Annotated in this window: 9 protein-coding genes and 2 pseudogenes; 5 read left to right on the top strand and 6 right to left on the bottom strand. The window is 65.6% G+C overall.

Annotated features, from left to right (window positions below; genetic code table 11):
• The 4 genes and pseudogenes from MK313_RS15795 to MK313_RS15780 form a co-directional block, all read right to left on the bottom strand.
• Window positions 1-181: pseudogene (locus MK313_RS15795) on the bottom strand (acetyl-CoA carboxylase biotin carboxyl carrier protein); the annotation flags it as partial.
• Window positions 182-637 carry a type II 3-dehydroquinate dehydratase gene (gene aroQ, locus MK313_RS15790; protein ID WP_416054143.1) on the bottom strand — a complete coding sequence of 152 codons (456 nt, stop codon included), beginning with the start codon at window positions 635-637 and terminating at the stop codon, window positions 182-184.
• A gap of 84 nt (window positions 638-721) precedes the next feature.
• On the bottom strand, window positions 722-1,537 hold the full coding sequence (locus tag MK313_RS15785) for a DsbA family protein (protein ID WP_287782813.1): 816 nt from the start codon (window positions 1,535-1,537) through the stop codon (window positions 722-724).
• A gap of 87 nt (window positions 1,538-1,624) precedes the next feature.
• Entirely contained in the window at window positions 1,625-2,974 is a 1,350-nt protein-coding gene (locus tag MK313_RS15780) for a M48 family metalloprotease (RefSeq protein WP_287782811.1), read from the bottom strand.
• Window positions 2,975-3,049: 75 nt separating this feature from the next.
• Between MK313_RS15780 and MK313_RS15775 the strand changes: the two genes are divergently transcribed.
• Both MK313_RS15775 and MK313_RS15770 read left to right on the top strand, forming a co-directional pair.
• On the top strand, window positions 3,050-4,642 hold the full coding sequence (locus tag MK313_RS15775) for a gamma-glutamyltransferase (RefSeq protein WP_287782809.1): 1,593 nt from the start codon (window positions 3,050-3,052) through the stop codon (window positions 4,640-4,642).
• Between the two features lie 41 nt (window positions 4,643-4,683).
• Entirely contained in the window at window positions 4,684-5,832 is a 1,149-nt protein-coding gene (locus MK313_RS15770; RefSeq protein WP_287782807.1) for a pyridoxal phosphate-dependent aminotransferase, read from the top strand.
• Window positions 5,833-5,885: 53 nt separating this feature from the next.
• Here MK313_RS15770 and MK313_RS15765 read toward each other — a convergent pair whose 3' ends face one another.
• Window positions 5,886-7,895, bottom strand: coding sequence for a methyl-accepting chemotaxis protein (locus tag MK313_RS15765; protein WP_008945532.1), 2,010 nt, complete (start codon window positions 7,893-7,895; stop codon window positions 5,886-5,888).
• A 288-nt stretch (window positions 7,896-8,183) separates the two neighbouring features.
• Complete coding sequence (locus MK313_RS15760) at window positions 8,184-10,883, bottom strand: ribonuclease E/G (RefSeq protein WP_287782806.1); 2,700 nt, start codon at window positions 10,881-10,883, stop codon at window positions 8,184-8,186.
• 518 nt (window positions 10,884-11,401) lie between these two features.
• On the opposite strand from MK313_RS15760, the gene MK313_RS15755 reads away from it, so the two are divergent.
• The 3 genes and pseudogenes from MK313_RS15755 to MK313_RS15745 form a co-directional block, all read left to right on the top strand.
• The gene (locus tag MK313_RS15755) at window positions 11,402-12,694 is read left to right on the top strand and encodes an N-acetylmuramoyl-L-alanine amidase (RefSeq protein WP_287782804.1); all 1,293 of its coding nucleotides are present in this window, start codon (window positions 11,402-11,404) and stop codon (window positions 12,692-12,694) included.
• Between the two features lie 141 nt (window positions 12,695-12,835).
• On the top strand, window positions 12,836-15,247 hold the full coding sequence (locus tag MK313_RS15750; RefSeq protein ID WP_287782802.1) for a penicillin-binding protein 1A: 2,412 nt from the start codon (window positions 12,836-12,838) through the stop codon (window positions 15,245-15,247).
• Window positions 15,248-15,309: 62 nt separating this feature from the next.
• Window positions 15,310-16,122 (top strand): annotated as a pseudogene (locus MK313_RS15745) (PCRF domain-containing protein); the annotation flags it as partial.

Genomic DNA, 16,122 nt, shown 5'->3' with positions numbered 1-16,122 from the left:
CAGCGGCCGGGGCCGCCGGCGCGGGGGCGGCAATCGCGGTCATGGCCGCAGCCCCCGGCTTGGCCACGCGGATGCGCACCTCGCCGGTTTCGTACTCGATCTCGCCCAGCCCGGTCTCGTTCAGCAGGGCGGCCATTTCGCGGATCATCGCCGCGTCGATCTTCACGTTTTCCTTAGACATTTACTCCTCCGTTTGGCAGATGATACGCGCCATCGCCTGCAACGCCAGGACATAGCCCTGACCGCCGAAGCCGCACAGGACACCATGCGCCACCGGCGAAATGTAGGAATGATGGCGAAAGCTCTCGCGCTTGTAGATGTTGGACAGATGCACCTCGATGACCGGCAGTTCGGCCAGGGTCAGCGCATCCAGGATAGCAACCGAGGTGTGGGTATAGGCACCGGCATTGATGACGATACCGTCCGCACTGTCGCGCGCCTCGTGAATCCAGGAGACCAGCTCGCCCTCGTGGTTGGACTGCCGGAAATCGATGCCGAGGTCCAGATCCTCGGCCATGGCCCGGCAGGCATCCTCGATATCGCCCAACGTCTCGCGGCCATAGATCGCCGGTTCGCGAACCCCCAGCATGTTGAGGTTCGGCCCGTTCAGAATCATGATCTCGGGGCGGTCGGTCACGCGCGCGGCTGCTCTCGGCTGTTTCAGAATTGACGCGTTTATAGCATGCCCGTCGCCAGAGGCAACGGAGGTGCACTAACTGCCTTACAGCTTTGCCCGGGTTTCGGCGATCAGCTTGCGCAGCCCTTCCTCGTTCACGGCGCCGGGAACCAGCGTCTCACCGACGATGAAGCTGGGCGTGCCGCTGATCTCCAGACGTTCGGCCAGCTGCTGGTTGCGCTCCAGCACCGCCGCCACCGCCGGCGCCTGCATGTCCGACTTCAGCCGCTCGATATCCAGCCCGGCCTCGCCGGCGATGGCGAAGACCGCTTCATCGCTCAGCCGGCCGCGATAGCCCATCAGCCGGTCGTGCATCGCCTGGTACTTGCCCTGCGCGCGGGCGGCCAGCGCGGCGCGCGCTGCCGTGACGGAGACCGCGCTGAGGATCGGGAATTCCTTCATCACCACGCGGACATCCTTCTCGCTGGCCAGGATGTTCTGCATGACCGGCTTCATCGCCTTGCAGTAGCCGCACTGGTAATCGAAGAACTCGACGATGGTGATCGCCCCGTCGGGATTGCCGAGCACGGGATCATCCGGCTGGCGCTCCAGCTCGGCGCGCAGATCGGCGATGCGCTGCTTGCGCTGGTCCTCGGCCGCAGCCTTCTCGCGGCTGCCCAGCTCGATCAGGGCGTCGCGCAGCACTTCCGGGTTGGCCAGCAGATAGTCGCGGACGATCTGCTCGATGGCCTGCTTCTGCGTCGCGTCGAAGCCAGCCGGTGCCTTTGTAGCCGCAGGGGCGGCATCCGTTTTCGGCGTGTCGGCCCGGACGGGGGCGCCTGCCATCATCAGAAATGCACCGGCCAGCGCCAGCACGGCCAGAGCGAGGGCTAAACGAGAGTTCGCCGTATATCGACCCACCGGGCTTTCTCCTTTTTGTTTTCCCTAAGCGGCGTGCCGACTATGCGGGGCAGGGGGCGCCCTGTCCACGGTCAGGATGACGTGCGGTCAGCGTTCGGCGTCGCGCCGCGTCGTGGTCTCGATATCCTCGGCGCGCAGCCAGCCCGGCGATCCGGCGGGAAGCTGGGCCTGGGCGCGGCGAGCCTGCTGCCGCGCGGTCTGGCGCTGGCCGGTCAGCAGCGCCTCCTCAGCGAGCGCCAGGGCGGCGAGGCCGGTATCGCCCAGTCGGCCATGGGCGATGGCGAGCTGACGCCAGGCGCGGCTGTTTTCCGGCTGCTGGCGTACTGATTGCTGCAGTTCCGCCAGCGCCCGGCGGGTGTGATCCTCCTGGTTCAGGGCCAGCAGCGTCTCGGCATGGGAAGCGCGGATCAGCGGCGCGTCGGGCAGGCGCTCGATGGCCTCGGCATAGGCCTTCTGCGCCTCGGCGACGCGGCCATTTTCATAGAGCATCTGGCCTTTCAGCTCATGGAAATAGGGATCGTCGGGATGCTCGGCGATCAGCGCGTCGATGGCGGGCACGGCGCGGTTCAGGTCCGGGATGCGGTAATAGGCGATGGCCCGCGCATAGCGCGCCGGCAGGCTGGTGTCACTTTCCGGATATTCCATCAGCGTCCGGCCGGGGGGATGCATGAAACCATGCAGCTTCGCCACCATGCGCTTGTGGCGCATCGGGAAGCCCTCGGGGGGCGGCGCATCGGCGTAGGGCGAATTGGCCATGTGGTTGCGCACGAAGGTCATGCGCTCGCTGGTCAGCGGGTGGCTGCGCACATAGGGCGACTGGCGGCTGGCCAGCAGCATTTCCTGGCCGCTCAGCTTTTCCAGGATTTCCACCATGCCGCGGCTGGACTGGCCGATGGCATCCAGATATTTCACGCCGGCCTGATCGGCCGCCTGTTCCTGGTTGCGGTTATATTGCAGCAGCACACGGCGCGCCATTTCCGAGCCGCCGACCATGACGCCCATGCCGGCCTCGCCCTGGCCGGAGGCGGCGACGGCGACGGCGCCCAGCACCATCGACAGGATCTGCGCGATGCTGGCGCGGCGCAACTCGTCCTGCAGCCGGGCCAGGTGGCCGCCGGCAATGTGGCCGGTTTCGTGCGCGATGACCCCCATGATCTGGTTGGGGGTGTCGGAGCGCACCAGCAGGCCGGTGTTCAGGAACAGGTTCTGGCCGCCGGCAACGAAGGCGTTGATGTCGTCGCTGTTGACGATGAAAATGCGGATATTGTCCGGCTGCAGCCCGGCTGCTGCGAACAGTGGCGTCGCATAGTCGCGGATGGTATTTTCGATTTCCGTGTCGCGAATCAGGCTCATGCCCGCTGCCGCCGCCGGCAGCGGCGAACCCGCTATGACGACCGACAGGATTATGGCGACCAGAACGCGGAATTTGTGAAGCACTGTAGCGTCTCTCCTCGCCCCGCCTTGGTAAGTAAGCGGGGCAGTCCCTCCCGTCAATGAAAGGTTTTCGAGATTATGCTGTCACTGACCGCCTGGCGTCGTCCGATAGCCGCGGCCATGGGCCTGGCATGCTCTCTGGGCGTTCTGGCCGGTTGCGGCGGCAAGGAAACGACGCAGTTCATCGCGCCGGACTTCGTTGGTGGCGCGGTATCGGGGGAACCGAGGGCGGCGCTGGTCGCGCGCGACGTGCTGGCGGCGGGCGGCACGGCCGCAGATGCGGCGGTCGCCGGCTATTTCGCGCTGTCGGTGACATTGCCCTCCTCGGTCGGGCTTGGCGGCGGCGGTGCGTGCGCGGTCTATGACCGGCGCGCCAATGTCGGCGAGGCGCTGGAATTCCCGGCGGTCGCCTCCGGCACCGAACAGAACGCCGTGGCGATCCCGGCGGCGCCACGCGGCGTGTTCGCCCTGCATGCGCGCTATGGCCGCCTGCCGATCGATCAGCTGATCCTGCCGGCCGAGCGCCTGGCGCGTTTCGGTGAGCCGGTCTCGCGCGCGCTGGCCGAGGATGTGGCCTTTGCCGGGCGCGCCATCTCGCAGATTCCCGACATGCGGCAGAATTTCGTGACGCAAGGTCGACTGGTTCGCGAAGGCGACCCGCTGACCCAGCTCGACCTTGGCGCAACGCTGGGCCGGCTGCGGCAGGTCGGCATCGGCGACCTCTATACCGGCCGGATGGCGCGCGAGCTTTCCGTCGCCATCGAGCAGAGCGGCGGCAGCCTGCCGCCAGCGGCGCTGCAGGCCTATGTGCCGCGCTGGCGCCCGCATGGCGGTTTGGAACTCGGCGTCCATAAGGTGGTGCTGGCCAGCACCGATTCGGTGAATGGGGCGATTGCCGGCAGCCTGTGGCGGCTGCTGACCGATGGCCGTTCCTATGCCGCTGCGGCCCCCGCCGACCGTCCGCATCTGCTGGCCGACGCCAGCCTGCGCGCGCACCGGGCGGTCGCCGACCAGATTCGCGCCGATGGCAAGGTCCGCCCGCTGGGCGAGGAAGAGGCTGAGGCAGCGATGCGCGGCTACGACCGGTCCAAGGCTGACGGGGACACGGCGGAACTGCCGCTTTCCGCGCCGGCGCATGGCGGACCGGGGGCGGCGGGCATCGTCACCTATGACCGTGCCGGCCAGATGGTGGCCTGCAGCTTCACCATGAATACGCCGTTCGGCACGCTGCGCAAGGTGCCGGGCCTCGGTTTCATCGTGGCGCCACCGCCGGCCCCCGCCGGCCAGCTGGGGCCGGTCGGCCATGCGCTGATCGTGTTCAACGAGAACAGCAAGAATGTCTATTTCACCGGCACCGGCAGCGGCGGCTTCTCCGCCACCAGCGCGCTGGTCCGCGTGACGCTGGATGCGGTCCAGGCGGAAATGCCGCTGGATCAGGCGGTCGCCGCACCGCGCCTGCATCTGGGCGGTACCGCCCATACGCTCTGGTATGAGAAGACCCTGCCGGAGGCGGTGCGTGCCGACCTTGCCGCGCGCGGCTACCGGCTGGAAGAGGGGCGGCATTTCGGCCGGGTGCAGGCGGCGCATTGTCCGCAGGGCCTGCCGGGTAACCCGCAATGCATCCGTGCCACCGATCCGCGTGGCTATGGGCTTGCCGCCAGCGGCGGCTGACGGATTCGAAGCGTACCGATCGTAAGAACAAGGAACAGCGTATGAAGATCGCCAAGCGGGGGCGGATTCCCGGCTTTATCGTCATGGATGTAATGCGCGCCGCCAACGAGCGCGCGGCCACCGGCGCCGATGTGCTGCATCTGGAAATCGGTCAGCCCTCGACCGGGGCACCGTCCAAAGTGCTGGAAGCGGCCAAGCGCGCCATCGACAGCGAACTGCTGGGCTATACCGATGCTTTCGGTATCCTGCCCCTGCGCGAAAGGCTGGCCGAGCATTACCGGGCGCGCTATGGCGTCTCTGTCGATCCGGCGCGCATCGTTGTCACGCCTGGTTCCTCCGGCGGCTTCATCCTGTCCTTCCTGGCAGCGTTCGAGCCGGGCGACCGGGTGGCGCTGGCCGCCCCCGGCTATCCCGCCTACCGCAACATCCTGGTGGCGCTCGGGCTGGAGCCGGTGGAAATCCCGACCGGGCCGGACAGCGCCTACCAGCCGACCGTGCCGCTGCTGCGAGAGATGCAGGAGAAGGGCCGCATCGACGGGCTGATCCTGGCCAGCCCGGCTAACCCGACCGGCAGCATCGTGTCATCCGAGGGGCTGGCGGAGATTTCCCGTTATTGCGACGAGCAGGGCATCCGGCTGATCTCCGACGAGATCTATCATGGCATCGAGTTCGAGGCGCGGGCGACAACCGCGCTGGCCAGCTCCGCCAGTGCCGTGGTGGTGAACAGCTTCTCGAAATATTTCTCGATGACCGGCTGGCGGCTGGGCTGGCTGGTGCTGCCGGAGGATATGGTCCGGCCGGTCGAGTGTCTGGGGCAGAACCTGTTCATCTCCGCCTCCGCCCTGTCGCAGCATGCGGCAGTGGCGGCGTTCGACTGCACGGAGGAGCTGGACGCGCTGGTTGCCAATTACCGGCGCAACCGGGACATCCTGCTGGAGGCGCTGCCGAAGGCCGGCATCACGGAGTTCTCGCGGGCCGACGGTGCCTTCTACATCTATGCCGATGTCGGGCGCTTCACCAATGACAGTGCGGAATTCTGCCGGCGGCTGCTGGCAGAGACCGGGGTGGCGCTGACGCCCGGCGTGGATTTCGACCCGGCGCGGGGCAACCGCTTCGTCCGCCTGTCCTATGCCGGCGCCACGGAGGATGTGGCGAAGGCGGCGGAGAGGATCGGCGATTTCCTCCGCTGATATGAAAAAGGCGCCGGTGACGGCGCCTTTTTCTGTTTGCGGGTGCAGCCCGTTCAGGCGGCCCTGACCCCCTTCAGGAAGTTTTCCACGGCCAGGCGCAGCTCTTCCGACTGGCTGGCGACATTGCCGGCGGAATGGGTCACCTGATCGGCAGCCTGGCCGGTTTCGGCCGCGGCCTGGGTGACGCCGACGATGTTGGTGGACACTTCCTGCGTGCCCTTCGCCGCTTCCTGCACATTGCGGGAGATTTCCTGCGTCGCCGCGCCCTGTTCCTCGACGGCGGCCGCGATATTGGCGGCGATGTCGTTGATCTCCGCGATGGTCTGGCCGATCTCGCGGATGGCGGAGACGGCCGAACTCGTCTCGGTCTGGATGCTGCCGATCTGCTGGCCGATCTCCTCGGTCGCGCGGGCGGTCTGGGTAGCCAGCGACTTCACCTCCGACGCCACCACGGCGAAGCCCTTGCCGGCTTCGCCGGCGCGGGCCGCCTCGATGGTGGCGTTCAGCGCCAGCAGGTTGGTCTGCTCGGCGATGTCCTGGATCAGCCGGACCACCTCGCCGATCTTCTGCGCGGCGTGGGCCAGTGCCTCCACCTGCTCGTTGGTCTTGCGCGCATCCTTGCTCGCCTTGTCGGCGATGGTCGAGGACTGGCTGACCTGGCGGCCGATCTCCTGGATCGAGCTGTACAGTTCCTCCGAGGCGGCGGCGACGGTCTGGACGTTAGCGGCGGCCTGTTCGGAGGCCGCGGCGACGGCACCGGCCTGGTGGTTGGTCTGCTCCGCCGTGGCCGACATGGAGGAGGCGGTGGACTGCAATTCCGCCGTGGCGGCACCGACCTGGGCCAGAACCCCGGCGACGGCGGCATCGAAATCCTGGGTCATCTGCTCGATGGCCTTGGCGCGCCTCTCGCGGGCCTGCTGCTCGGCGGCCTGCTGGGCCGCCATCTCGTCGGCGCGGATCATGTTCTCCTTGAACACCTGGACGGCGCCAGCCATCTGGCCGACCTCGTCCTTGCGGTTCTGGGCGGGAATCTCGCTTTCCTTGTCGCCGGCGGCCAGGGCTGTCATGGCCTGCGTCATGCCGACGATGGGCCGGGCGATGCCGCGCCCGATCAGCAGCGACAGGGCGATGCCGACGAGCAGGGCAAAGGCGGAAACGCCCGCGCCGACGATGAAGGAGTTGTCGATCGCGGCAAGGGCGGCCGCGCCGATGGTGCGCATCTGGGCGGCATTGTCATCCTTGATCTGGTCGAGATCGCTGGCGATCTGCGGGCCCATGCGATCCAGCCGGTGGGCGATGGTGGCGTTGCGCCGCAGGGTGACGCCGACGACTTCGCTGAAGGCCGCCTCATATTGGGGGATGGCCGCGCTCAGCGCGTCGAAATGCTGGCGGCCTTCGGTGCTGGACACCATGACATCCAGGCCGACCATGGATTCCTTCAGCTTGCCCAGATGTTCGGCGACCGCATCCACCTGCTTGCTGCCATTCTCCGACAGGAACAGGTTGGCCTGGTTTTGCGCCAACATCAGCTGGCGCATCGCCTGGCTGGCCATGAACACGCCGTCCGCGTTGAACTCCTGCTGCAGGCCGGTCATCATGCCGTTCAGCGCCGCACTGGCGCTTTCCGCCAGTTCCAGCATCTTCTGCGTCAGCTGTTCCCGGCGTTCCTGCATCGGCAGCAGCGTCTGGAAAGTCTGCCCGTAGGAGCGGATCTGGCTGGCCGCACCCTCCATCCGCGCGGTGATGGCCGGGTCCTCGATCCGGTTGAGGATCTGCTGGATGCTCTCCTGGGCTTGCGCCACGTTTTCGGCAACCATTCCTGCCGATTGCCTGTTGCCGTTCAGGACAAAGCCGGTAACCCCGATGCGGGCGGTCTGCATATAGGTCTGCACCTGTGCGGCGCTGACAGTTTGGACGGTCAGGTTGCGATAATCCGAGAAATAATCCTTGGCCGTCATCAGCCCGTAGATTGTTACGCCGCTGCAAGCAAGAAGCAGTAGCAGGATCAGACCGGAATTCGCGGAAATCTTGGTCGAAACCTTCAGGTTGTCGAGGGCTTTCATGGGTCGGACTCTTCGGTCGATGGCGACAAGGGGGGAGACGCCGGCGGTGGGATCGTTTTGATTAGGTCGCTGTTTGGCAGGTTATCTTTGGCGCGCCTTCTATCTGACGCGCTCTCATCCTTTGGCCAAAAGATTGACGAAATATTAATGGGGATATTATTTCAGAGTAAAGTTCATAAGTTTTTTATTGCCGCGGCAAATGTTTTTCCGAAAATTTTAAACAAAACAAAAAAGACTCCCGGAGTATTATCCCGGGAGTCTTTGTCTTAAAGTTATGAGAATTTCAGATCAGCGGCCGACCGCACGGCTCCACCAGCCGCGCCTTGCCGGCTTTGCCGGTTCCTCCGGCTTTTCCTTGGTCTCCGCCTGACCGACCTCGACGATGACGGTCCCAGCGGCCGGTGTGGCGGCAGGTGTGGCGGCTTCCGCTGCTTCCACCGTCAAAGCGGCGGCCTCGCTCGGGGAAGCGACTTCTTCCGCGTTCGCTGTGGCTGCCTTCGGCTTGCGGGGGGCGCGGGTGCGCTTCGGCTTCTCGGCCTCGGCGGTTTCCGGCTTCGCCGCCGCCTTGCGGGGCGTGCGCTTGCGCGGTGCCGGCTTCGCCTTCTCCGCGCCAGCAGCCTCGGCGGATTCGACCGTGATCGTTTCGACCGTTACTGCTTCCGCCGTAACCATCTCGTCGGCCACAGCTTCGGCCTTCGGCTTGCGGCGGCTCGGGCGCTTCGGCTTGGCCGGCGCTTCTGCCTCCGGGGCAACTTCCACCGCCGGAGCCGCTTCGGACTCTGCCGGTGCCTCGGCGGTTACCTCGGCAGGCTTTTTGGCACTGCGGCTGCGGCGGCTGCGCTTGGGCTTCTCGGTTTCAGTTGCTTCCTGGGCAACCTCTGCCGGTGCGTCAGAAACAGCTGCGACAGGCTGAGCCTCATCGGCAAAATCCGCATCGGACTCGGAGTCGGCAGTCTCGCCGGAGGCTGCAAGATTATCCTGCTCCTCCTGCGTACGCCGCCGCCGCCGCCCGCCACGCCGGCCCCGCCGGCGCCGCTTGCGCTGGCGTTCTTCCTCTTCCGCACTCAGCTTTTCGCCAGTGGGCGTGCCAGTGGGCGTGCCGGTATCTTCCGATTCGCCGGCATCCTCGTCGCCGTCAGCCGTCTCGGCGCTCTCGTCCGACGCCACCTGACGCTGCTCGCCATCGCGGCCACCACCCCGGCCAGACCGGCGGCGCCGGCGGCGCCGGCCCTCGCGGGCTTCACCCTCCTGGGTGCCGTCCTGGTTCTCGTCCTGGGTTTCGGCGGCCTCGTCCTGCTCAAGGATGTCCTCATCCTCGTCAATTTCGGCCGGGGCCTCAATGCGGACCGGTGCGGCGGCCTCAAGGGCGGCCTGCTCTTCGGCGCTGCGCTGGCGTACCCGTTCCAGGCGGAAGGCGGGCGGGATCAGCGTGTCGTCGCTGCCGATCATGACCTGGAAGCTGTAGCGCGCCTCGATCTGGGCCAGGGCGGCACGCTTCTGGTTCAAGATGTACAAGGCGATCTGGGTCGGCACATAGACGGCGATTTCCGACGCGCGCTGGCGGATACCTTCTTCCTCGATGGCGCGCAGCACATGCAGCGCTGTGGTGTCGGTGGAGCGGATATAGCCGGTGCCGCCGCAATGCGGGCAGGGCTGGTTGGCGGTCTCGAACACGCTGGGGCGCAGCCGCTGGCGCGACAGTTCCAGCAGGCCGAAATGGCTGATCCGGCCGATCTGGATCCGCGCCCGGTCGTTCTTCATCGCCTCCTTCAGCTTGCGTTCGACCGCCTGCTGATTGCGATTCTCCTCCATATCGATGAAGTCGATCACGATCAGGCCGGACAGGTCGCGCAGGCGAAGCTGGCGCGCCACTTCCTCCGCCGCCTCCAGATTGGTTCGGTAGGCGGTTTCCTCGATATTGCGCTCACGCGTGGACCGGCCGGAGTTCACGTCGATGGCAACCAGCGCCTCGGTCTGGTTCATCACGATGTATCCGCCGGACTTCAGCTGCACGGTCGGGCTGTGGATCGCGTCCAGCTGGCTTTCCACCTGATAGCGCTGGAACAGCGGGATGACCGGGTCCTTGTACTGCTGCACCTTGCGGGCGTGGCTGGGGATCAGGTCCTTCATGAAGGCCTTGGCGCTCTTGTAGCCTTCCTCGCCCTCCAGCAGCACTTCCTCGATCTCGCTGTCGTAGATGTCGCGCAGCGCGCGCTTGATGAGGTTGCCCTCCTCATAGATCAGCGATGGTGCGTTGGACTGCAGCGTCAGCTCGCGGATGTCGTCCCACAGCTTGATGAGATAGTCGAAGTCGCGCTTGATCTCGGCCTTGGAGCGCTCCGACCCGGCGGTGCGCACGATGACCGCCATGCCGTCGGGCAGCTCCAGCTCCTCGACGATCTTCTTCAGGCGCTTGCGGTCGTTGACGTTGGTGATCTTGCGGGAGACGCCGCCGCCGCGCGAGGTGTTGGGCATCAGCACGCAATAGCGGCCGGGCAGCGACAGGAAGGTGGTCAGCGCAGCACCCTTGGTGCCGCGCTCCTCCTTGGTGACCTGGACCAGCATGATCTGGCGGCGCTTCACCACCTCCTGGATCTTGTACTGGCGCGACAGGTTGGGCCGCCGGCGCTGCACTTCCTCGACATCGTCGCCGCCCAGCACCTCGACCGAATCGCCATTGCCGTTGGCGTGTTCCTCGCGCTCGGCTTCCATCTCGCTGACCAGCGCTTCGCGGTCGGCGATCGGGATGCGGTAATAGTCGGGATGGATTTCGTTGAAGGCCAGGAAGCCGTGGCGGTTGCCGCCATATTCCACGAACGCCGCCTGCAGCGAGGGTTCGACCCGGGTAACGCGGGCGAGGTAGATATTGCCCTTCAGGGGGCGCTTGGCAGCGGTTTCGAAATCAAACTCTTCAAGACGATTGCCGTTTAGCACGACCATCCGGGTTTCTTCGGAATGGGTCGCGTCGATAAGCATACGCTTCGTCATATATCTTTCTCCGGGCGCGCCTAGGCTAACCGTAACCTTTTCAGGGTCAGCGGCGCCGGCGCGGCAATTAAAGTCTGACCCTTGCGGGTCAATCAGCGGGGCCAGCCTGGGCCATCCCTATCCCGAACGGCGCTATGATGAAGCGGCCAGTAGAAGGATAGCCGGTCGGCCAACCCGCCAAGCCTCGCGTAAAGCAGGGCAAGGGCGGGGGCCCCAGGGTTCCACATTTTCTCCGCCTGATTGTCCTGAGCGCCTCGCATCGGAGGCGATGGAGCAAAAGAACTCTACCTGACCAACCGATCGCGACGCCGTCACGTCCAATGATTAAGCGGGGGCGCGACAGACAGCGGGAATTTGCGTGTACACAATAATCCGCGGGCCGGTCTGCCACAACGGAATTGTCACCACTGTAAGAAAATCCCGCAAGCAACGAAAAAATAACGGAATTTGGCGTTTTGAATTGATCTCTCTCATAAAGTTGATGTAGATTTTGTGGTGAATTGACGCTGAGGCGCTAGATGTTCGCCAAGCTGGCCGGAACCCATTGCACGCTTATCTCCACCGCTGCCGGGCTCAGCCGCGCGGCGCGGTCTTTCATATACAACTTCCTGATCCTGCTGGTTTTTCTGGTTGCTGCAGCGGTCACGAACGCGGCGGTGGCGGCACCTTCCGTCACCGGCATGCGGGTCGGTCAGCACCCGGACAAGACCCGGATCGTCTTCGATCTGACCCAGGCGGTCGAGTTCCAGATCATCCTGCTGCCCGATCCTTACCGGCTGGTCATCGACCTGCCGGAGATCGACTGGAAGCTGAGCGAGGAGATGCCTGCGGGCAAGAGCGGCCAGCAGGTGCAGAGCCTGCGCTACGGCCTGTTCCAGCCGGGCGTGTCGCGCGTCGTGATGGACATGGCGCGCCCCTTTGCAGTGCAGGAGGCCTTCCTGCTGCCGCCGGGCGAGACGCCGCATCACCGGCTGGTGATCGATGTGGCCCCCAGTTCGCCGGAGCAGTTCATGGCTGCCTCGCGCGCCAGCATGGCGGCGCGGCGCAGCCTGGCGCCCGCAACGCCCCAGGCGCCGCCGCCGATTCCCTTCGCCGAGACTCCGCGCCGCGCCGACGGCAAGCGGGTGGTGGCGATTGATCCCGGCCATGGCGGTGTCGATCCGGGCGCGATCGGCGTCAGTGGCATCTATGAGAAAGAGATCACGCTGGCGATGGCCAAGCAGCTGAAGCAGATTCTGGAGCGGTCGGGCAAGTACCATGTGCTGCTGACCCGGGAGCGCGACATCTTCGTGCGCCTGCGCGAGCGTTTCGCCATTGCGCGGCGCGAGGGGGCGGAGCTGTTCATCTCGCTGCATGCCGATTCGATCAAGAACAAGGGGCTGCGCGGCCTGTCGGTCTATTCGCTGTCGGAAACCGCCTCCGACGCTGAGGCCGAGGCGCTGGCGCAGAAGGAAAACAAGGCCGACCTGATCGGCGGGATCGACCTGTCCACCGAAAGCCCCGAGGTGACCAACATCCTCATCAACCTGGCGCAGCGCGAGACGATGAATGACAGCGCCCGGTTCGCGGCCATGCTGCTGAAGGAGCTGGACCCGGTGGCACCACTGCTGCGCCGCAGCCATCGTTTCGCCGGATTCGCCGTGTTAAAAGCACCGGATGTACCCTCGGTACTGGTGGAACTGGGATTCCTGTCGAATGCGGTGGATGAGCGCAACCTGCGCGATGCGCGCTATCGCGAGAAGCTGGCCCGAGGCATCGCCGGCGGCATCGACGCGTTTTTTGCTTTCAAGGACAGCGTCAGCCGTTCCTGAGAAGGGATGGGCGGAAACCTGGCAGGCGCCCGATTATGCGGGAACGGCGGCCAGGGACGGGACGTTGTGACATAATAGCGGCGGCCCGTGCCGGAAAGCGGGTGCCTAAAACGGGCACGGGAAGACGGGCCTCGGAGGAAAATGACACGGTTTCTTGGATATCTGGCGGGCCTGGCACTGCTGCTGACGATTGTCGGCGCGGCGGGCGTGGCTTTCGCCCTGCATCATTACAGCCAGGATCTGCCGGACTATAAGCAGCTGGCGGATTACCAGCCGCCGATGGTGACCCGCGTGCATGCCGGCGACGGGCGCCTGCTGGCCGAATATGCAACGGAACGCCGGGTCTTCGTGCCCTATGAGGCGATGCCCAAGCGGCTGGTTAATGCCTTCCTGTCGGCCGAGGACAAGAATTTCTTCGAACATCCCGGCATCGATGTGCAGGGCATCCTGCGGGCCGTGGTGCAGAATCTCCAGCAGTTCGGCTCCGACCGGCGCCCGGTGGGGGCCTCCACCATCACGCAGCAGGTCGCCAAGAACTTCCTGCTGACCAACGAGGTTTCCATCGACCGCAAGATCAAGGAGGCGATGCTGGCCTTCCGGATGGAAAAGGCCTTCAGCAAGGAACGCATTCTTGAGCTGTATCTGAACGAGATTTTCCTCGGCAACCGTGCCTATGGCGTCGCGGCGGCCGCGCTGAACTATTTCAACAAGTCGCTGGACGATCTGACCGTCGCCGAGGCAGCCTATCTGGCGGCCTTGCCGAAAGCGCCCAGCAATTATCACCCGGTCCGCCATCATGAGGCGGCGAAGGCCCGGCGCGACTGGGTCATCATGCGCATGCTGGAGAATGGCCATATCTCGGCCGCCGAAGCCGAGGCGGCGATAGCCGAGCCGCTGATGATGCGGCGGCGCGATGCGGAGCAGTTCACGGTTGCGGATTATTTTGCCGAGGAAGTGCGCCGCGAGCTGGTGGACCGTTTCGGTGAGGCGGGGGCCTATGGCGGCGGCCTGTCGGTCCGCACCTCGATCTCGCCGAAGCTGCAGAGCATCGCTGACCGCGTGCTGCGGGACGGTCTTGTCGCCTATGACCGCCGGCATGGCTGGCGCGGTCCCATCGACCGCATCGATGTGCGTGGCAACTGGCAGATTGCCCTGGCGGGGATCAAGACGCCGGCCGGCCTGGCGCCCTGGCGGCTGGCCGTCGTGCTGGAGGTCGCCAATGACCGGGCCACGATCGGCCTGACCGATGGTGCGCCTGGCACGGTGCCGTTCTCGGAGCTGCGCTGGGCGCGGCCCTGGCAGGAGGACCAGAAGCTGGGGCCGGAGGTGCGCCGCGCCGGTGACGTACTGGCGGTCGGCGATGTAATCGCTGTCGAGGCCGTCTCGGACGGGAATTTCGCCCTGCGCCAGGTGCCCGAGGTCGAGGGCGCGCTGGTGGCGATGGACCCGCATACCGGCCGCGTGCTGGCGATGACCGGCGGCTGGAGTTTCGACGAAAGCCAGTTCAACCGGGTCACCCAGGCCAACCGGCAGCCGGGCTCCTCCTTCAAGCCCTTCGTCTATATGGCGGCGCTGGACAGCGGCTTCACGCCTGCCACCGTCATCATCGACGGCCCCATCGTGCTGGATCAGGGGCCGGGGCTGCCGAAATGGAAGCCCTCCAACTATTCCAACGAATTCTATGGCCCGCAGCCGATGCGCGTCGGCATCGAGAAGTCGCGCAATCTGATGACGGTGCGGCTTGCCGCCATGGTCGGCATGCCGAAAGTGGTGGATTACGCCCGCCGCTTCGGTGTGATGGACGATCTGCAGCCGCTGCTCTCCATGTCACTGGGCGCGGGGGAGACGACGCTGATGCGAATGACCGCTGGCTACGCCATGATCGTGAATGGCGGCAAGCGGATCACGCCGCATGTGATCGACCGCATCCAGGATCGCAATGGCCAGACGCTGTACCGTCACGATGCCCGGCCCTGCGAGGGCTGTCTGGTTGAAGGCTGGGACGGGCAGAGCGTGCCGCAGATTCCCGACCAGCGCCAGGAGGTGGTCTCGCCGGTTACCGCCTATCAGATGACCTCCATGCTGCAAGGGGTCGTGCTGCGCGGCACCGGGCGGCGCATTGCCGAGCTCAACCGCCCGCTGGCCGGCAAGACCGGCACCACCAACGACAGTTTCGACACCTGGTTCGTCGGCTTCTCGCCGGACCTGGCGGTGGGTGTATTCGTTGGTTTCGACCAGCCGCGCACGCTGGGCGGGCGCGAGTCTGGCTCCACGGTCGCGGCGCCGATCTTCAAGGATTTCATGGCCGAAGCGCTGGAGGGTGAGCCCTCGATCCCGTTCCGCGTGCCGCCCGGCGTGCAGTTCGTGCGCATTGATGCCTCGTCGGGCCAGCTGGCGCGGTCCGGCGATGGCGGTGCTGTGATCCTGGAAGCGTTCCGCCCCGGCACTGCGCCGGAACCGGGACAGGTGGACATGCCGCCGGTGCCCGGCGTCAGCGAAGCGCCCGGCGACAGTGCCGCTCCGGTTGCGACCGGCCTCGGCGGCCTGTATTAAGGGCGCTCCCGCCGGCATGACGCCGGCGCAATGATTTGAACCGATTGGACTTGGAGAACGCGATGCGCGCGGAAATTCAAGCGGTCGCCGACGAGATCAGAGACTCGTTGGCGCTGCTGAGGAGGCATCTTTGACTGGGATCGTGCGGTTTCCCGGTTTGACGAGCTGAATGCCCTTACGGCCGACCCCAACCTCTGGAACGACAGCGAGAAGGCCCAGAAGCTGCTGCGCGAGCGCACTCAGCTGGAAAAGGGTATCGAAGGCTACCACTCCATCGAGCGGGAGCTGAACGACACGCTGGAGCTGATCGAACTCGGCGAGATGGAGGACGACCAGGACGTCGTCGCCGAGGCCGAGAAGGCGCTGCAGCGCCTGCGTGAGATGGCGGCCAAGAAGCAGCTGGAAAGCCTGCTGTCAGGCGAGGCGGACGGCAATGACTGCTATCTCGAAGTGCATGCTGGCGCTGGCGGCACCGAGGCGCAGGACTGGGCCCTGATGCTGTCGCGCATGTACACGCGCTGGGCGGAACAGCACGACTACAAGGTCGAATGGCTGGAAGAGAGTGCGGGTGAAGAAGCCGGGCTGAAATCGGCCACGCTGAAGATCACCGGCCCGAACGCCTATGGCTGGCTGAAGCATGAAAGCGGCGTGCACCGGCTGGTGCGTATCTCGCCCTTCGATTCGCAGGCCCGGCGTCACACCAGCTTCTCCTCGGTGTGGGTCTATCCGGTGGTCGATGACGAGATCGAGGTCGAATACCAGGAATAGGACCTGCGCATCGATACCTACCGGGCCTCGGGTGCGGGCGGTCAGCATGTCTACAAGACCGACTGCGCGATCCGCATCACCCACATCCCGACCGGCATCTTGGTGCA

Source organism: Oceanibaculum sp., from assembly GCF_022449305.1.
Taxonomy (GTDB): Bacteria; Pseudomonadota; Alphaproteobacteria; order Oceanibaculales; family Oceanibaculaceae; genus Oceanibaculum; species Oceanibaculum indicum.
This window is presented reverse-complemented; position numbering and strand designations above follow the sequence as displayed.